Below are 17,073 nucleotides of genomic sequence, written 5' to 3'. Positions count from 1 at the left end.
CACACAGATTGCATGGTCAAATTGTTAAAGAACAACACTGACGGGTTAGCGACTTAAGTTGCCGTTCTCCGTGTCAGTGAGGCGGCATTATAGAGACTTCGCGCACACTGACAAGCCTTTTTTCCTAAAAAAATATCACATGGTGATTAATTGAGCTAACGTGGTAAAACTGACTCTAATTTCAACATTAGAGGGTTGTCACATTCACTCACTAGCAATTCTAAGTCAATAAAAGTAATATCAATGTGACTCTGTTGTTAAAATAACCAATAACGTCTTTCTTCTCTTTTCTTATGACGATGTAGTTTTTAATATGAAATTATCCAATCAAACCCTAATGCCGATTCTTGCAATCGCTGTTGTCGGAGGGATCATCTTTAGTCTCCTTCCTGTTTCAGCCGGCATCGCCTTTGCCCTCGGTGTACTGTGTACTGCTTTTGTTTTGCCGATCATCCCTTCTTTTCAACCTGCCACTTCTACGCAAGACGACACAACGCAAGCCAGTAAAACCCTCTATGTGGGGAACCTGCCTTATCGAGCAAATGAAAATGAGGTCAAACAACTGTTTTCTGAGCATGGTGAAGTGTTTGCGGTTCGCTTAATGAAGGATAAACGAACCGGTAAACGACGTGGCTTTGGCTTTGTCGTGATGAACAGTAAAGATGCAGAAAATGCGATAACGCATTTAAATAATAAAGAGTATGGCCAGCGCACCTTGAAAGTGCGTGAAGCCAATGAGCCTAAAGCCGAGGATAATGAAGAGATGTAACTGCCTCTAGGTGTAAACGCTCGAGACTCCGATTCAGTGCCGCCACGGATTTTCCGGCGGCACTGTTGTATGTCAGGTTCGGTAACGACAACGCCCCCTCCTCGGTTTCCCCCAACAACTCGTTCACTCGTGCTGCTATCGCCCGCCCAGAGTCAATGATCTGTACCGGATCTTGAAAGGCTTCGCGTATTTCCTCTTTTATTAACGGAAAATGCGTACACCCCAACACGATGCTGTCTACCCGTTGCTGCCAAGGACGTAAAATCTCTCGGACTTCCTCAATAAAGATCGTTTGACCGCGAAGCTTTTCTTCGGCCATTTCAACCAAACGGGTTGAACCTATGCGCATGACCTCACAATCGCTGGCAAACTGGTTGATCAACGTATCGATATAGGCACGCCGTACCGTTGCAGGTGTGGCCAATAAACCAATCACTTTACGCTGGCTGGATAACGCGGCAGGTTTAATCGCCGGTACCACCCCTACAACAGGAATGCTCAGTTGTTCTCGTAACGTCGGCAATACAATGGTACTGGCGGTATTACAGGCAACCACGACCAAATCAACCTGATGACGTGCCACCAGCAAAGTAATGATATTGCTGGCGCGTTCGATTAACTCCGCCTCTGGCAGTTCCCCATAGGGAAAAGCGGCATCATCAAATGCATAGATATACTGAAGATGAGGCAATTGCGCGTATATCTCCTGGTATACCGATAACCCACCCACACCAGAATCAAAAATCAGAACCCGCTTCACTCTTCATTACCTTCATCACCGCCTTTCGAGGGGACTTATGATACTGCGAATCCCGATGAGTACCAAAAATCTTACTGTTTATTGCTGCGGATCTTGCAGCTGGTAGCGCTGATAATGGAATCGTGCTTGCCGATCAATTTCCAGCACCTTAATGTTCAGGCGGCCATTAAAACATGGCGCTTCAACCACTAAGGTATGGAATTCCCCATCCTCACCACACGGATCTACGTTTTCTGGCAGTGAGTCAATGAAGGCGTGGCTATACCATTGCCCGCAATGCTCCCCCGACAACTGGCTGGTATCGACCGTAGCCACTAACGTTTTGATCCCACAATCAACAATCTCTCGGGCCAACGGACCACTCGGCTCTCCCATTAACGGAAAAACACACTGCCAACCGGCTGGTTCTATATAGCTACGTCGGTAGTCTGCAATGCCATTACAGAACATATCGCCAAATGCGACGGCATCAATGCCGAGCCCACTATTGCGTAATCCGTCAACAATCAGAGACTGATACACCGCATTGGGCGGGAAGACCTCGGGTAATACAATTTCCACCAGCGGCAAGCCCGCGAGTGCTGCCTGTGCGCGGACAACCTCAATCGGGGTTGCCTGGAACGGCACTTCATCTGCCACATACGAGGTATATAAGCCGACGACGTCATAGCGAGGGTCACGCAGCAGACGTAATAAAGTGAGGGTGGAATCTTTACCGGATGACCAACTCACGATGGTTTTGATAGGAGACATCACTTTTCCTTTCAATCACTGTCAAAAAAGCCACCCGAAGGTGGCTTCTTAGCATTAAAATTCTAGGGTCGCATTCAAGAAGTACATACGCTCTGGCGCTTTATAGCTCTTTGCCATCTCATACTCTTTATCAAATAAGTTTTCCACTCGACCTCTCACGATAATACTATCGTTAACCCAGTATCCTACAGACATGTCCCATAGGCTTACCGATGGTAAGTACTGTTCACTCGTTGGATTAGGAGACGGCAAATCTAAACGCTTACCCGTAAAGGTATAGGTCGAACTAATTTCAAAATCACCAATATCCGCAAGTGCTATCCATTTGTAATTTTCTTCAGCACGTCGAGCAAGTTGAACATCATTATCATCTTTATGATCCTTAAATTCGGCAACCAATGTATGGTTGATTGGACCCGTATCAAAGTTTACATCCAGCTCAATGCCTTTAATTCGCGCATCAACATTGTCTGAATACCAGTTACCTACTGGGTACTCGTACCAGATAATTAAGTTATCAACCTTGTTGTCATACAGAGACAGGTTCCAGCGTGCAAAACTGTAATCACCACTCAAACCTAACTCTAAATTTTTCGCTTCTTCCGGTTTCAGATCTGGTGTGGTAGTTAAATCTGCATATGTTGGCGCTTTATAAGCAGTACCATAACTTGCCCGCACCTTGTGTGCTTCATCAATTTGATAACCTACAGCTAAAGACCAGGTAGTGTAATTATCGTATTCATCATGCTTGTCATAGCGCACATTCGCTTCGAGAGTAAATGGGTTTAAAAATGCTTGTGCTGAAGCGTACACGCCATAGGTATCACGATTTTGCCCCGCTAATACGTGAGGAGAACCATAATTCTTAGCGTTATCCTTTAACTCTTCACGACGACCATCAATACCAGCTCCAAGGAGAATTTTGTCATTCAATTGATATTGGTTGGCCCATTGAACCTGCCACAAATCAATCTCAGCACGAGTTCCTGCGTTGTCATATCCTTCAGCTTGCGAATAATTGGTATTTTCTGTTTGCTGATAATTCACACTCAAAAACGAACGCAATAGATCATTTTGATAGCTCAGCTGAGTAGTTAAACTCTGATTTTCAGAATACCCATGGCTCAAGCCACTAAAAGTATCATAGTCAGACAGGCTCTCAATCCACAGTGCAGAAACGTAAGCTTGCCAATGTTGGTTAAACTGATGGTCATAGCTGGCAAGGATATTCTTTCCTTCATAACCATAATCAATCCCTGTCTCTGGGATCTTAATGTCATAGCCATCGGTTGACTCAAAACCAGCTCCTACCTGAAGATGACCTTTTTCATTCACATCAGAACGAGCAGCAAAACTTGCCATTTTACTGCTGTTACTCCCTATCCCAATATCAAGCTGCTTATGATTATTTCCTCGATAGGTACGTGTAATGATATTAATTACACCACCGATCGCATCTGATCCATATAACGCAGCGCCTGGACCACGAATGACTTCCAAACGTTCAACCAAGCCTACTGGTATATGATTTATGGCAAAACCTCCCGCAGAAGAGTCGATACGCACGCCATCAATCAATACCAACACATGGTTACTATTCGTACCTCGCAGAAAAACTGATGCGTTTTGTCCTAAACCACCGTTGTTTACCACTTCTACGCCAGGTAAACGACGTAATACTTCCGTGATATTGTTGGCTTGATAACGTTCTATCTCATCTCGGGTTACTACAGATATGGGGGCAAGTACAGAAGACTCTGTCTGTTCAAATCGGTTGGCTGTTACCACCATGACTTCATCGGGGGATTGTGCAGCAGCACTGTATGGCAGGCACAGGGGTGCCAACGCCACAGCTAAAAGCGTTTTTTTCATTGTATGGATTACCTTAAGTCGCGTTGATTACTGAGTCGGTGTTGACTCGGTACACTGGTCGGTCTTCGGACTTAAGAGCATGGTTGGATAACCACCTAGGCAACAACTTCCCACTTCAAGCGCTTACTTTGCATAAGCTGTTGAAGCAGTGTTCGGAACTTACGTCCATGTGCTTTCGTTCTCTATCACCGCTGCGCGTCAGTTACGGATTTTCACCGTATTCCCTGTGCCTGAATCATCAGGCTAACCAGCGCAAACGAATGCTAGTTTTCCCCTTGGGCAATGTCTAGTGTCATTTCCCTTAGATAACGAAATATCGTCGGTTTCAACATTTTTATCGGGCACAACACTGGACATCGGTCAACAATGCAATAAAATCTGCGCTCTTATTTTGAGCAGTTTCTGAGGCAACCACTATGGCATCTACCGACATCAATCCAGCTGAGTATCAAGCACAGCTCGATGAAAAGGCAGCGCGTATTCAAAATATCTTCAGTGATTTTGAAACCCCTGAGCTTGAGGTGTTTGCCTCTCCTGCCGAGCATTACCGCATGCGTGCAGAGTTCCGCGTTTGGCACGAAGGCGACGATCTTTACTACATCATGTTCAACCAAGAGACGCGCGAAAAATATCGCGTGGATCAGTTCCCTGCGGCAAGCCGCCTGATCAACGACATCATGCCGTTACTGGTTGAAGCCATCAAACCAATCCCAGCGCTACGCCATAAGCTGTTCCAGGTAGATTTCTTATCAACACTCAGCGGTGAAATTTTGGTGTCTATGCTGTACCACCGTCAGCTTGACGACGCGTGGATCGCAGAAGCGAACGCACTGAAACAGCGTTTGAATGATGAAGGCTTTAAACTGAACTTCATCGGCCGTGCACGTAAGCAAAAAATCGTTCTGGATCAAGAATTCGTGATCGAAAAGCTAAACGTGAACGATCGCGTACTGACGTACAAGCAAGTAGAGAACAGCTTTACCCAGCCAAACGGCGAAGTGGCGCAAAAAATGTTGGAATGGGCGGTCGATTGCACCCAAGACAGCCAAGGCGATCTGTTGGAGCTGTACTGTGGTAACGGTAACTTCTCACTGGCATTGGCGCAAAACTTTGAACGCGTACTGGCAACTGAACTGGCTAAGCCATCGGTAGATTCAGCACAGTTCAACATTGCGGTGAATAACATCGACAACGTACAGATCATTCGCATGTCAGCCGAAGACTTCACCGATGCAATGGAAGGCCGTCGCGAGTTCCGTCGCCTGAAAGATCAAGGCGTGGATCTGCAAAGCTACAACTGCAACACAATCTTTGTTGATCCACCGCGTTCAGGTATGGATGAAGGCACGTGCCGCATGGTACAGGGCTACGAGCGCATCATGTATATCTCGTGCAACCCAGACACACTGAAAGACAATCTGGCGATTTTGAGCGAAACGCACCGCATTACCCGCTTTGCGTTGTTTGATCAGTTCCCATACACCCACCACATGGAAGCCGGTGTGCTACTAGAACGTAAGTAAACGTTCCCTATCACAAACAACCGAGCATAAAAAAAGGCGCATCATCATGATGCGCCTTTTTCGTGCTCGCGATAACGACCGCACAAAGTCTTATGCTTGTGCTTCTGACTCTGCTTTTGGATTCATGATGCCCAGCTTGATGGCCACCCAGAACAACAGACCCAAACAGATCATCAGTGGCAAGAAGTTAGAGCCCATGTCTGGCAACTGTGCGCGCAAGAAGGCTGAGTAACCAAATGCACCCACCAAGAAGCAGGCAAACGCAATCGCTGGCGTACCTTCCGCCATTGGCTTGCTCAGGTATTCTTGGTACAGGCAGTACACTGCCAATGCGAACGCAATCACGGGGAAAACAGAGAAAGCGACAGCACTCGACGTGAAGACCGCCAATGTCGCATTACCACATAAGCCAGCCAGCAGTGACAATACTAATGTTTTACGTTCTGCTTTGATTTGTTCCTTGTTCATATCCATTCACCAACAAAGTTAAAGTTTTTGCCTGAGCTCTCTACGCTCACGCTCTTTACGGTACCAGTAGGCACCCTTCGCAATCATTCGCAATTGCATGATCAATCGTTCAGCATGCTCACCACGCGCATGGCTGTCTAAATCCAATGCTTCCGCGCCCGAACTGAACACCAAGGTGACCGACGCTTCTGCTTGTGTGTACGCCTCTTCGTGCGTCACACCCGTTTTTGCCACTAAGTATTCCGTCAGCTCAGCGACAAAATGTTGGATCTCACGAGCAACGGCCGCCCTGAACGCTGGCGAGGTGCCAGACCGTTCACGCAACAACAACCGAAACACGTTCGGGCTGCTCTCAATAAATTCCATAAAGGTCTCAACAGAGGTACGGATCACACTGCCTTCTTTGGCAATGCGCTGGCGAGCCTGACGCATCAGTTGGCGTAAAATCAAACCGCCTTCATCTACCATGGTTAGACCGAGCTCATCCATATCTTTGAAGTGACGGTAAAAAGAGGTCGGTGCAATACCGGCTTCTCTGGCCACTTCCCGCAAGCTTAAGTTGGAAAAGCTGCGTTCAGCACTCAATTGATTAAATGCAGCATCAATCAGTGAGCGGCGGGTTTTTTCTTTCTGCTGAGCCCTGATACCCATGGGTTGTCTGTTTCTCTTTGAATTATCTTGCGTCAAGGTGAGTGTCACTATACCCGCTTTTTACAGCCATCAAAACATAGTAATTCCTGACCTACGCTTAATCAAAGCCGTTATCGCCAGTTTTTCTACTGGCTCACAAAGTCACGCGAGAACCCACACTGACAAAAACGTCACCTAGCTCCAACTTTTCAACTTTCCCACTACTGACAACGTGATCCGCTCCGCTCTATCAGTGCAGAGTGATTCTACCTGCTTTCATTGAAAGTTAACATAACGAGACGGCAATGTTGCGCAAATGATAAGAAAGGCTAAGCATGACAAATAACACACCGTCTCCTTCCCAACATTATGATGCCATCATCATCGGCAGTGGTCCCGGCGGCGAAGGGGCTGCGATGGGATTAACCAAAGCAGGCTTTAACGTCGCCATCATCGAACGCGAAGAAAGTGTCGGTGGCGGCTGTACCCACTGGGGAACCATTCCCTCTAAGGCACTGCGCCATGCCGTCAGCCGTATCATTGAATACAACCATAACCCGTTATATTGCAAAAACAACGCCACCTTACACAGCACATTCAGCCAAATTCTCGGTCACGCCCAAGACGTCGTCAACAAACAAACCCGCATGCGCCAAGGCTTCTACGACCGCAATAAATGCACGCTGATCTTCGGCGAAGCCAGTTTCATTGGCAGCCACAGCATCATGGTGAAAAAGCCGGACAGCAGCCGAGAGTACTACACGGCGGACCGTTTTATTATCGCCACCGGTTCACGCCCCTATCAACCCGATAACGTCGACTTCACCCATGATCGCATCTACAACAGCGACTCCATCTTGCAGCTCAAGCATGATCCCCGCCATATCATCATTTACGGGGCGGGGGTGATTGGCAGCGAATATGCTTCGATCTTCCGCGGCCTCGGGGTCAAAGTCGATTTGATCAATACCCGTGATCGCCTGCTGGAGTTTCTCGACAATGAAATCTCCGACTCGCTGTCTTACCATTTCTGGAACAGCGGCGTGATGATCCGCAGCGGGGAAGCCTATGAGCAGATTGAAGGAACCGAAGACGGGGTGATCTTGCATCTGCAATCAGGCAAGAAGATGCGCGCCGATTGCCTGCTCTATGCCAATGGCCGTACCGGTAACACCGATACCCTCAACCTTAAACACGTCGGACTGACACCGGATTCACGTGGCCAGCTCACGGTGAACCAAAATTACCGCACAGAGGCAGAGCATGTGTATGCGGTGGGCGATGTGATTGGCTACCCGAGTCTGGCCAGTGCCGCCTACGACCAAGGCCGCTTTGTGGCGCAAGCCATTGCGTATGGCGAAGCCGATAGTCAGCTCATTGACCATATCCCAACCGGGATCTACACCATTCCTGAGATCAGCTCCGTCGGGAAAACCGAACAAGAACTCACGGCGGAAAAAGTGCCGTATGAAGTGGGCCGGTCGCAGTTCAAACACCTGGCACGCGCCCAAATCGCCGGCACCGAAGTCGGCAGCCTCAAGATCTTATTTCACCGTGATACCAAGGCGATCCTCGGGATCCATTGCTTTGGCGAACGTGCGGCGGAGATCATCCACATTGGTCAGGCGATCATGGAGCAAAAAGGCGAAGGCAATACGATCCACTATTTCGTGAACACGACCTTCAATTACCCCACCATGGCCGAAGCCTACCGTGTGGCGGCATTGAATGGATTGAACAGGCTGTTTTAGCCGAGGCGCTTCACGCGCACGACGAAAAGGCAGTAATAAAAAACGGCGCTCTGAGCGCCGTTTTTAGAGATGACTTCTTTTTGCTAACAGTAAGCGGTTAGGCGTTCCCATCCAGCAACCGATCGTCCGGGGTCAAAATGGCAGCCCACGGCAAAGACGCATCCCCCAAGGTGATAAAATTCGGGTTTTCCAGCGTTTCACGCGCATTGTAAGACAGCGGATTAAGGTGGGTATTTAAGATCTTTCCGCCAGCTTCTTCCACGATACATTGGGTCGCTGCGGTGTCCCACTCTCCTGTTGGGCCCAGACGTAAATAACAGTCCACCGCCCCTTCTGCGACCAAGCATGACTTTAACGCTGCCGAGCCCAGTGGAACAAGATCGTAATTCAACGCCGGATCTAACCGGCTAGTGATGCCGCGGATATCTTGGCGACGGCTGATCGCCACCCCCAAAGACTGTACGGGCTGTGCCGGTTTATGGGTACTGATCGCCACGGTCTCCCCCGCAGCAGTGGTTTTCCATGCGCCTTTGCCGCGATAGGCAAAATACACCACATCAGAAATAGGCGCATACACCACCCCCATCACCGGTTGATTATGCTCAACCAATGCAATGATCGTGGCAAAGTCACCGCTTTTCGCGATAAATTCTTGGGTGCCATCAAGCGGGTCCACCAGCCAATAACGTGACCAAGCACCACGCTCACGCAACGGAATATCAGCGTCTTCTTCCGACAGCACCGGAATATCCGGCGTCAACGCCGATAAACGTGTCATGATCAGTTCATGCGCGGCTAAATCGGCACTGGTAACAGGCGTACTGTCTTGCTTGGTGTATTCTTCAAATTGGCCACGCTGATAAATCTCCACAATCACCTTACCGGCTTCGCGGGCGATCTCTGTGACCTGAGGCAATAACGTCGATAGATCCATCTGCGCTCCTATCGGGCTAAATGTTTAAGGGCCAAGAACAATGCCGTAATACTGCGGGCTTCAGCAAAGTCCAAATGTGTCAGCAACTCTTGTGCTTGATTCAACGGCCAACGCACGATTTCCAGTGGTTCCGGCTCATCCCCTTCCAACCGCTCGGGGTACAAGTCTTGCGCCAAGAACAAGGTCATCTTGCTGGAAAAATACGACGGGGCCAGCACCACTTCTTTCAGGGGCTGTAGCTGATGGGCACCAAAACCAATCTCTTCTTTCAATTCTCGATTGGCAGCGGCTTCTGCACTTTCACCGGGATCGATCAAGCCTTTCGGGAAACCCAGCTCATAGCGTTCGGTCCCGGCGGCATACTCACGGATCAACAACAGATCGCCTTCTGCCGTCACAGGCACCACCAGCACCGCATGACGCCCTGACGGTTTCATCCGCTCATACGTCCGCTCTACGCCATTGGAAAAGCGCAGATGAAGGGACTCAATTTTGAATAACTGAGATTGGGCAACCACGTCAGTGGCAAGAATTTGAGGTTTTTTATGATCGGCAGCCATGTTATGTCCTGTTTGAAGGCCTGTTACGACATCAAACCGTAACCCTGACACTGTCTTTCATTTAATGGTAATAGGCTGACGAAATAAAGCACTTTCTGAGGAAAACGTTAACCCGGCAAGCGCTGCCGGGTTAACGGGAGAGGCGTTCTGTTAGAATCGACCGCTGTAAGTAATGCGGTATTGCCCTTTCGCATCTGGGCTGCCCAGCCACTTCAACTGCTGACCCAACTGTGGAGGAAATTCAGCCCCCGGCTTGAACCAACCCGCCAATGCGTAGTTATTCCCTTTGGCTAACGAGGCATTCCATTCACTCACCACTTCCGGCGAAGTTTGCGCCATCGCCGCCAGCACCTTGCCCTGATCACACGACAGATCGGCAATCACCGGCCCAGGGTTCAACGCCCCAAGTGGCGATGACACCTGTGCACCACTCCATGCCAAACTACCGTCTAAGGTCTCACAGTACGGCGCCGCAAACTGGTAATCGCGCAGCGTCAGTTCAAGGTTACCGGACAACGTCACCGGTACACCCGAAGGGGCAAATTGCATCATTTCACGAGCAGGAACAGAGACCAGCAAGTTTTCGGCAAACGGACCGGCACTGCGGTAACCGACTAATCCACGTCCGGTCAGGCCCATATCACTGCCCTGACCAAAACGCACATCCAGCTTCACACTGCCCGTCAGCAACGGCAACACACGCATGTCCCACTGTACACGGCCAAGGTTTTTCCCCTGCCAACGCACCTGACTCGCGGCACCTTGCCACAGCGTGCCATCAATCCCTGAGATCTGTACGCTGGCCAATTTTGGCACTTGTTGCCATACCCAGCTGGCAGGCACATGCGCAATCAAACTGCCTGTCAGTACGACCCCAAATGACACACCTAATAAGACTTTATATTTCACGTTTACCCCCGCCCTAACTGCAAGCGGTTCACTTCTACCATGCCAGCCTGATCCGTTTTAGACACATCCAAAAACTGGGCATCAATGCCATGCTCATCGCGTAAAAAAGCCAACCAACTGATCAATGTATTAAATGGCAATGGCTTGACCCACACCTGCACCGCTTCACTGCGCGGCTGCATACGGATCAATTCAATACGGTAGCGTCCCGTGGTTTCATTGATCACTTGGTTCAAGCCCTTGCTGCTGACTGCCCCCGTAGAGCCGGACGTGCCGCGTAAACTGACAATCTCATCCGCTTTGGTACTGACCCACGTCAGCAACTGGCGCTCTGCTTGCAAACGGGTTTCCGTCGTCTGCGCCGACGCGGCGAGCGGTTGCCAAATGCCCCAATACAAGATGGCCAGCAATAACGCGCTGCCGCCACCCAAGACTAAGCGTTGTTCACGCGCGCTGAGCCCTTTCCACCAGGCATTCATGACTTTCTCCTCAAGACCACGGCACCGGTCACCTGATTGCCATCTCGATTAAGCTGGCCTTGCTCGACCGTGAAATTCTCAGCCAGCAGGGTACGTAGTTGTTCAAAGTGCTGGAACTCTGCCGCCACGGCCTGAAAACGGATCTCACCGCGATTCTGATCGTACTTGAAATTCTGCATCGACAACTGGGGGACTTTGGCCAATACCGGCTGCAATTGTGCCAACCAAGGCAATAAGCCCTCACCGTCACTGCTGCCACCCAAGCGCGTCAGTTCACTGTTCATCTGGCGTTTCAGGTAGCTGGGCGAAGGCACTCGCTTAAACTGCGGTAACACCTGACGGAAAATACGTTCACTTTCGGCTTTGTATGCCAGTGCCTGTTTGTCCATCGCTTGCATCGAGATAACGTGTTGTGCGATCAACACCGCCCCTACCACACCCGCCGCAATTGCCACCTTACGCCATGGCTTAAGGTGTTTACGCCACGCCGGTTGCTGCTTATATACGCCGGAAAGCAAATTGACCTTACTGGCCAAGGCACCTTCTGCCAGCAATTGCATCACCAACTCTGGCGCCTCTGGCTGCCAACGTCCCGGCATCTCTGCCGGTGCTGGCGTAAAGTGGTGGATCACAATATCTTGTGCCGTCAGTGGTGCCGCCTCTTCGCTTGCCATGGCGTCAACCGCAGCGTCGATGTCTGCCGCTTTCACGGTCACATCATCAGCGGTGGCCTTCTCCGCCTCGTCGTCTATTGCGTCATCCACCGCCGGTACGATCGGGGCTTGTTGCGCAGACAGCCAGGCGGCCAGCCATGAGGCTTCTGCGGCAATGCCTTGTACCGCCGATTGACGGATCAACCATTGGCCTTCAATTTCAGCCGCTGAATAGCTGTGATCAAAATGCGGCAAGCACAGACAGTCAGGCAGCAAGGCTTTAATTTCAAAGCCAGCGTCAGACAATGCCGCCAGCCATTCTTCCATTTTACGGTGTTCGACCACCGCCACTTGTGCTAACTCGCCGTTCTTCTCCAACAAATGCACATGCAGATTATCCACATCCTGTGCCAACTCTTCTTCAAGGAGAAATGGCAGTACGTTGGCCAACTGACGGCTACTTCCCGCAGGAATCGCGACCTGAGTCATCAGCACATCACTGGCTGGGATCAAGGCATACACGGTTCGCTGAGCGGCATAGTCCGCGATCTCACCCAGTAAGCTGATATTGTCCAGCTGACCCGATGCGATCACTTCGTGTTGTTGTGGCGACCAGACAAGCCATTGCACCGGCTGTTCAGCACGGCTACTTAGCCTGATTGTCAGAAATTCGCTCACTGATTCCTCCATAACGGCGACGTACAACTGTCACCTTGTCTTCACTATCTCGCTTGAGCAAGGCTACAAGCCGCACTCGGGATCTATCGACCACAATCTCGGTATCTAACTGAAAGTAATCACTCGTTACCGATAAAAAGGCTTTTGCCTGCTTTTTGGCTTCGGCATCCAAACTGGCGAACTGAGGCTCAGCCAAGAAATCGTCCACTGCATTCCAGCCATCATACGGGCGCTCTTGCAATAATGTCTGAGCATCCGACAATGACAAACTTGGTGCAAATAGTCCGACTAAAATCGCGGCCTGACTCTCATATAAGGTGTTTACGTTAATGGCGAGAGACGTGGTCGGAATAGCACACAATAACGGCTGCACTTTCTCGAAGATCGCCCCTGTCACGCCGTTAACGGCACGCAGTTCACTGATATCGGCCATCCAGTCGCGCGGGGGTAAGTAAGGCGGACGGAACCCTTCATAGGTACTGTCGCCTGCGCCAAACGAGGAATTCACCGCCTCGGCGGGATCCACGTATTCCCATACCGACTCTGCGACGACTTCCGCGTCATAACTTTCGACGCCCACTTCTTCCATCATTGCCTGCAAGGCTTTGACCAAATACGGGGGACTGCTGCGATCGGTCATTGGGGCGAGGCCTGATAACGCATTCAGGTTGAAACAGGCTTGGCGGTCAAAAATATTTCCCGTGGCACTGCCCCCGTCCAGCGGGTAACGCTGATCTTTTGTCGCCCACGCCTGACTTAGGTTCACCGTGTCGCTGTCTTCAATGCCTTGCTCTATCGCCACCTTGCCCAGTGCTTCCATTCCTTGGGCGAACCAATAGGCTTGCTGGTTTTGGATTTGGCTTTCCACGCGGTAAAAATTCAAGTGCAGGCGCTCGCTCATCTGTGCCGCTAACGCTGTCATCAATGCCAACAGCAATAACACGACGATCAGTGCGACGCCTTTTTGTTTCTGCTTGGTCGCCATCACTCTTCTTCCTCCGCACTTAATACAGAGTCAGGCAGCATGTAGACCCGCTCGATTTCGCCGTAATCTTCCAGCGTCAGTTGAACAATCACCCCTTGTGGCAAGGTCGCTGCTTTATCCCACTTATCGGCCCACTTCTTCTCGCTGTAGAAACGAAACGCCAGTTTCTCTACGCCCGTCAGAATAGGACGCACCAAGGCTTCCGTGCCCACCACCGTATCGGGATAACGGAACCATACGCGCTCTAAAGTATCGTCCACCACGCGGTAGCCGACTTTCAGCACCTCACCCCGCGGAAACATCTGTTGCGGGTTTTGCCAGCCTAAGCGCGTAAACAAGATCCCATCACTGGATGAATCGAGCAGGTATTCACTGCTTTGCAATAATTTGTCGCTGGCGGTCTCGCCTAAGTTACGGGTCTTGCGCGCGACAATCTGACGGAAATCATTGTCCATCATTACCATCGCACGCTGGATCTCTTGTAAGCGTTCGTTGTGTTCGCGCGACTGAGCGTCACTGCGCTGTACCCCGTTCATCACCTGATAGGCCGATAAACTCAACATCGAAAACACGGCGATGGCCACCAGCACTTCCAACAGGGTAAAACCGGCGGCAGGGCGAGAGCGGAACAAAGACCATGGGGTATTCACGGTGTGTGACGTCGCGTTTTGCTTAGTTTTTAACATTCGCTTTTAACATTAGTTTTCAACATAGGTTCTCAGCGTGACGATGGAGTTCTTTCTGGCTTCATCGGTCGTGACCGTGACATCTAACGCACGCAAAAAGCCATCGGCGGTTTTGGTGCTTTTGATGGTCCAGTACCATTCTCGCCCTGCCAGTTCTGACTTCCCTTTCTTCGCTGAGGTCGGGACGTCACCCGACAGGCGCATTTTCGCTAATTCGTTATCTGCCACCATGGCGGCAAAGGTTTTTTCTTCCAAATAACTGAGGGTATAGAGGTGCTGGCTGACGGCCTTCATGACACTCAAGGCCGCAGTGGCAAACACGGCGAGCGCGACCAGCACTTCCAGCAGGGTCATCCCCCGCTGGCGATTACGCCGATGACGCAGGAAATTCACGGCCACTCCTCATCTTTTTCTTGGAGGCTTTCAATGGTTTCTCCCGGTGGTAGAAGGTACAACTGACCCACTTCGTCAGCCTGTACACGCCAGAATTCATTTTCCCCCTCGATTTCAAATTCAAGGGTGAACGGGGTGTACTCCCCACTGGCCATCACCACCACCTGAGGCGGTTTAATTTTGTCTTTATCAGCTTGCTCAGCAAACAAGTCTTCATCAAACAGGGAGCCCGGCTTGAACAAACGATCTTTGTCCTGCCACGAATAACTGCCTATCTCAACGCGCAAACGGACGCCTTCCGGCATCTCAACTTGGGTAAAAAAGCGAGAGGCTTGCATTGGCTGCCAGTCTTGACTGGTTAGCTGAAGAAACTGGTACTGATCACGCTCGACACGGATGCCGTAATCCCTGCCGTTCAGCAGGGACTCCTCGCCCAATAACTGGACGAGGTGACGAAAACGTGCCGCTTCTTCCTTGACCGCATCTTCCTTGTTATCCGGCAATGAGATGATCACCGCCACGGCGCTGCTTGCCAGCAGCACCAATACCAATAATATTTCGATCAGGGTAAAACCTGCGGCACGTTTCTGCATGCTTAGTAGTCCAGCATGTTCCAGTTACCGATATCAGTGTTCACACCTTCACCGCCTTCTTGGCCATCGGCACCCAGGCTGAAGATATCCACTGCACCGTTTTCACCCGGCATGATGTAGCTGTACTCGTTACCCCAAGGATCTTTTGGCAGACGTTTGATGTAACCATCATCACGGTAGTTACGTGGCTCAGGGCTGGCAGATGGCTTGCTGACCAATGCATCCAGACCTTGATCAGTCGACGGGTACACGCTGTTATCCAGCTTGTACATGTCCAGTGCATTCTCCAGCGCACCAATGTCGGTCACGACTTTCTGTTGGTCAGCCTTTTCCTTGTTGCCCAGTAGGTTAGGCACAACCAAGCTGGCCAGTACGCCAAGGATGACGATCACGACCATAACTTCCAATAGCGTAAAGCCGCGTTGTTTGCGTTGCATTGAGAAAACCTCCAAAAAATTACATCCCGACCATGTTGTTCAAAGCAATGATCGGCATAAGGGTAGCAATAACAATAAACATCACGATGCCTGCCATCGCGACGATCAATAAGGGTTCAAACACCCCGAGTGCCATGTTCACCAGCGACTCAAAATCACGATCTTGGTTATCCGCTGCGCGTGTTAGCATTTGCTCTAACTCCCCACTGCGTTCCCCACTGGCAATCATATGGAGCATCATAGGCGGAAACAGCTTGGTTTGCTCCAATGACACCCGCAAACTTGCCCCTTCCCGTACCTTATCGGCGGCATCGCAAATTTGTTTATTCACCCAGGTGTTGGTCATCACGTCCGAAGCGACTTTCATCCCCTCAAGCAGCGGGATCGCACTCGAGGTACAAATCGATAGCGTACGCGCAAAGCGTGAGGTACTCAGGCCACGGGCCACCTTGCCGATCACCGGCAACTGTAGCACGCGTCGATCCCACGCAAGGCGAAAGTGAGGACGGCGCAAAGCAAACTTAATGCCCGCCACCAGCGCCACAATGCCAATCACAACCAACAAGCCCCAGTTCAGGACAAAGTCACTGGCCGCCAGCAAGATTTCGGTAATGGTTGGCAGCTTTTGCCCCATCTGCACAAACTGATCGACAATTTTTGGCACCACGGTCGCCAACAAGAAGGCGACAACAGATACCGCAATCAAGGTCAGCATCGTTGGATAAATCATCGCCTGCTGCAGCTTGCTGCGCATTTGCTGGCGGTTTTCCGCGTAGTCAGCCAAGCGGTTAAGCACCGTGTCTAAGTGACCGGATTTCTCCCCCGCCGCCACCATGGCGCGAAACAGCTGATCAAACACATGCGGGTATTCCGCCATACTGTCTGACAGCGTGTACCCTTCCACCACGCGCGAACGCACTGCGAGCATCATGTTTTTCAAGCGGGGCTTTTCGCTTTGCTCACCCACCGCTTTCAAACATTCTTCCAGCGGCATCGCCGCTTGCACCAAGGTCGCCAGCTGACGGGTGATCAACGACAATTCATTGGTGCTGATCCCACGGCGCAATTGAAAACCACCGGCGGCTTTTTTCTTTTCTCGTTCACGGGTCTGGGTGACATCGACCGGGATCAAGCCCTGCTCGCGCAGTTGCTGTCTCACCTGACGGGCGGTGTCGCCTTCCAGCACCCCTTTCTTTTGGCGCCCTTTGGCATCGAGCGCCTTATATTCAAACGCCGCCAT

19 protein-coding genes and 1 riboswitch are annotated in these 17,073 nt (G+C 50.7%); of the genes, 3 read left to right on the top strand and 16 right to left on the bottom strand.

Translation table 11 applies throughout. The annotated features are described in order from the left end of the window. Window positions 1-313: 313 nt before the first annotated feature. Complete coding sequence (locus ACSF8W_RS22480) at window positions 314-769, top strand: RNA-binding protein (RefSeq protein WP_500849323.1); 456 nt, start codon at window positions 314-316, stop codon at window positions 767-769. Here ACSF8W_RS22480 and murI read toward each other — a convergent pair. From murI to ACSF8W_RS22465, 3 genes are all read right to left on the bottom strand, one after another. Beyond that, the gene (murI, locus tag ACSF8W_RS22475) at window positions 741-1,529 is read right to left on the bottom strand and encodes a glutamate racemase (protein ID WP_500849322.1); all 789 of its coding nucleotides are present in this window, start codon (window positions 1,527-1,529) and stop codon (window positions 741-743) included. The two genes, ACSF8W_RS22480 and murI, sit on opposite strands and share 29 nt — an antisense overlap. Before the next feature lie 78 nt (window positions 1,530-1,607). Continuing rightward, window positions 1,608-2,282: a Dph6-related ATP pyrophosphatase gene (locus ACSF8W_RS22470; protein ID WP_500849321.1), complete on the bottom strand. Its 675-nt coding sequence runs from the start codon at window positions 2,280-2,282 to the stop codon at window positions 1,608-1,610. 54 nt (window positions 2,283-2,336) lie between these two features. Then, entirely contained in the window at window positions 2,337-4,154 is a 1,818-nt protein-coding gene (locus ACSF8W_RS22465; RefSeq protein WP_500849320.1) for a TonB-dependent receptor domain-containing protein, read from the bottom strand. Window positions 4,155-4,193: 39 nt separating this feature from the next. After that, window positions 4,194-4,421: riboswitch (cobalamin riboswitch) on the bottom strand. A 149-nt stretch (window positions 4,422-4,570) separates the two neighbouring features. Between ACSF8W_RS22465 and trmA the strand changes: the two genes are divergently transcribed. Beyond that, the gene (gene trmA / locus ACSF8W_RS22460) at window positions 4,571-5,677 is read left to right on the top strand and encodes a tRNA (uridine(54)-C5)-methyltransferase TrmA (RefSeq protein ID WP_500849319.1); all 1,107 of its coding nucleotides are present in this window, start codon (window positions 4,571-4,573) and stop codon (window positions 5,675-5,677) included. Between the two features lie 90 nt (window positions 5,678-5,767). Here trmA and ACSF8W_RS22455 read toward each other — a convergent pair whose 3' ends face one another. Further along, a complete protein-coding gene (locus ACSF8W_RS22455) occupies window positions 5,768-6,145 on the bottom strand; it encodes a YijD family membrane protein (RefSeq protein ID WP_500849318.1) in 378 nt (125 codons plus the stop codon). An 18-nt stretch (window positions 6,146-6,163) separates the two neighbouring features. After that, window positions 6,164-6,796: an HTH-type transcriptional repressor FabR gene (gene fabR / locus ACSF8W_RS22450; protein ID WP_428477610.1), complete on the bottom strand. Its 633-nt coding sequence runs from the start codon at window positions 6,794-6,796 to the stop codon at window positions 6,164-6,166. Between the two features lie 314 nt (window positions 6,797-7,110). On the opposite strand from fabR, the gene sthA reads away from it, so the two are divergent. Next, entirely contained in the window at window positions 7,111-8,526 is a 1,416-nt protein-coding gene (sthA, locus tag ACSF8W_RS22445; RefSeq protein ID WP_500849317.1) for a Si-specific NAD(P)(+) transhydrogenase, read from the top strand. Between the two features lie 97 nt (window positions 8,527-8,623). On the opposite strand, the gene cysQ is transcribed toward sthA, so the two are convergent. From cysQ to gspF, 11 genes are all read right to left on the bottom strand, one after another. Next, window positions 8,624-9,460, bottom strand: coding sequence for a 3'(2'),5'-bisphosphate nucleotidase CysQ (gene cysQ, locus ACSF8W_RS22440; protein WP_500849316.1), 837 nt, complete (start codon window positions 9,458-9,460; stop codon window positions 8,624-8,626). An 8-nt stretch (window positions 9,461-9,468) separates the two neighbouring features. Further along, window positions 9,469-10,020, bottom strand: a complete 552-nt coding sequence (nudE, locus tag ACSF8W_RS22435; RefSeq protein ID WP_500849315.1) for an ADP compounds hydrolase NudE — start codon at window positions 10,018-10,020, stop codon at window positions 9,469-9,471. Window positions 10,021-10,170: 150 nt separating this feature from the next. After that, window positions 10,171-10,929 (bottom strand): type II secretion system protein N, encoded by a 759-nt coding sequence (locus ACSF8W_RS22430; protein WP_500849314.1) that lies wholly within the window; start codon window positions 10,927-10,929, stop codon window positions 10,171-10,173. A gap of 2 nt (window positions 10,930-10,931) precedes the next feature. Then, entirely contained in the window at window positions 10,932-11,408 is a 477-nt protein-coding gene (locus tag ACSF8W_RS22425) for a type II secretion system protein M (RefSeq protein ID WP_500849313.1), read from the bottom strand. Next, window positions 11,405-12,739, bottom strand: a complete 1,335-nt coding sequence (gene gspL, locus ACSF8W_RS22420; RefSeq protein ID WP_500849312.1) for a type II secretion system protein GspL — start codon at window positions 12,737-12,739, stop codon at window positions 11,405-11,407. Before gspL ends, ACSF8W_RS22425 begins: the two co-directional genes overlap by 4 nt. After that, window positions 12,708-13,724 carry a type II secretion system minor pseudopilin GspK gene (gspK, locus tag ACSF8W_RS22415; protein WP_500849311.1) on the bottom strand — a complete coding sequence of 339 codons (1,017 nt, stop codon included), beginning with the start codon at window positions 13,722-13,724 and terminating at the stop codon, window positions 12,708-12,710. Before gspK ends, gspL begins: the two co-directional genes overlap by 32 nt. Further along, the gene (gspJ, locus tag ACSF8W_RS22410; protein ID WP_500849310.1) at window positions 13,724-14,410 is read right to left on the bottom strand and encodes a type II secretion system minor pseudopilin GspJ; all 687 of its coding nucleotides are present in this window, start codon (window positions 14,408-14,410) and stop codon (window positions 13,724-13,726) included. The genes gspK and gspJ overlap by 1 nt, the downstream gene beginning before the upstream one ends. A gap of 12 nt (window positions 14,411-14,422) precedes the next feature. Continuing rightward, on the bottom strand, window positions 14,423-14,764 hold the full coding sequence (gene gspI / locus ACSF8W_RS22405; RefSeq protein WP_428477621.1) for a type II secretion system minor pseudopilin GspI: 342 nt from the start codon (window positions 14,762-14,764) through the stop codon (window positions 14,423-14,425). A gap of 35 nt (window positions 14,765-14,799) precedes the next feature. Beyond that, window positions 14,800-15,396, bottom strand: a complete 597-nt coding sequence (gene gspH, locus ACSF8W_RS22400) for a type II secretion system minor pseudopilin GspH (RefSeq protein WP_500849309.1) — start codon at window positions 15,394-15,396, stop codon at window positions 14,800-14,802. 2 nt (window positions 15,397-15,398) lie between these two features. Next, window positions 15,399-15,833, bottom strand: a complete 435-nt coding sequence (gene gspG / locus ACSF8W_RS22395; protein ID WP_500849308.1) for a type II secretion system major pseudopilin GspG — start codon at window positions 15,831-15,833, stop codon at window positions 15,399-15,401. 19 nt (window positions 15,834-15,852) lie between these two features. After that, window positions 15,853-17,073 carry a type II secretion system inner membrane protein GspF gene (gene gspF, locus ACSF8W_RS22390; RefSeq protein ID WP_500849307.1) on the bottom strand — a complete coding sequence of 407 codons (1,221 nt, stop codon included), beginning with the start codon at window positions 17,071-17,073 and terminating at the stop codon, window positions 15,853-15,855.

Source organism: Photobacterium sp. 270122K, assembly GCF_059941365.1.
This window is presented reverse-complemented; position numbering and strand designations above follow the sequence as displayed.

Excerpts from the sequence above, each read along its gene's own strand:
- ACSF8W_RS22480 (WP_500849323.1), top strand. The coding sequence starts at position 314 with ATGAAATTATCCAATCAAACCCTAATGCCGATTCTTGCAATCGCTGTT.
- ACSF8W_RS22470 (WP_500849321.1), bottom strand. The coding sequence starts at position 2,282 with ATGTCTCCTATCAAAACCATCGTGAGTTGGTCATCCGGTAAAGATTCC.
- ACSF8W_RS22465 (WP_500849320.1), bottom strand. The coding sequence starts at position 4,154 with ATGAAAAAAACGCTTTTAGCTGTGGCGTTGGCACCCCTGTGCCTGCCA.
- trmA (WP_500849319.1), top strand. The coding sequence starts at position 4,571 with ATGGCATCTACCGACATCAATCCAGCTGAGTATCAAGCACAGCTCGAT.
- ACSF8W_RS22455 (WP_500849318.1), bottom strand. The coding sequence starts at position 6,145 with ATGAACAAGGAACAAATCAAAGCAGAACGTAAAACATTAGTATTGTCA.
- fabR (WP_428477610.1), bottom strand. The coding sequence starts at position 6,796 with ATGGGTATCAGGGCTCAGCAGAAAGAAAAAACCCGCCGCTCACTGATT.
- sthA (WP_500849317.1), top strand. The coding sequence starts at position 7,111 with ATGACAAATAACACACCGTCTCCTTCCCAACATTATGATGCCATCATC.
- cysQ (WP_500849316.1), bottom strand. The coding sequence starts at position 9,460 with ATGGATCTATCGACGTTATTGCCTCAGGTCACAGAGATCGCCCGCGAA.
- nudE (WP_500849315.1), bottom strand. The coding sequence starts at position 10,020 with ATGGCTGCCGATCATAAAAAACCTCAAATTCTTGCCACTGACGTGGTT.
- ACSF8W_RS22425 (WP_500849313.1), bottom strand. The coding sequence starts at position 11,408 with ATGAATGCCTGGTGGAAAGGGCTCAGCGCGCGTGAACAACGCTTAGTC.
- gspK (WP_500849311.1), bottom strand. The coding sequence starts at position 13,724 with ATGGCGACCAAGCAGAAACAAAAAGGCGTCGCACTGATCGTCGTGTTA.
- gspJ (WP_500849310.1), bottom strand. The coding sequence starts at position 14,410 with ATGTTAAAAACTAAGCAAAACGCGACGTCACACACCGTGAATACCCCA.
- gspI (WP_428477621.1), bottom strand. The coding sequence starts at position 14,764 with ATGACCCTGCTGGAAGTGCTGGTCGCGCTCGCCGTGTTTGCCACTGCG.
- gspH (WP_500849309.1), bottom strand. The coding sequence starts at position 15,396 with ATGCAGAAACGTGCCGCAGGTTTTACCCTGATCGAAATATTATTGGTA.
- gspG (WP_500849308.1), bottom strand. The coding sequence starts at position 15,833 with ATGCAACGCAAACAACGCGGCTTTACGCTATTGGAAGTTATGGTCGTG.
- gspF (WP_500849307.1), bottom strand. The coding sequence starts at position 17,073 with ATGGCGGCGTTTGAATATAAGGCGCTCGATGCCAAAGGGCGCCAAAAG.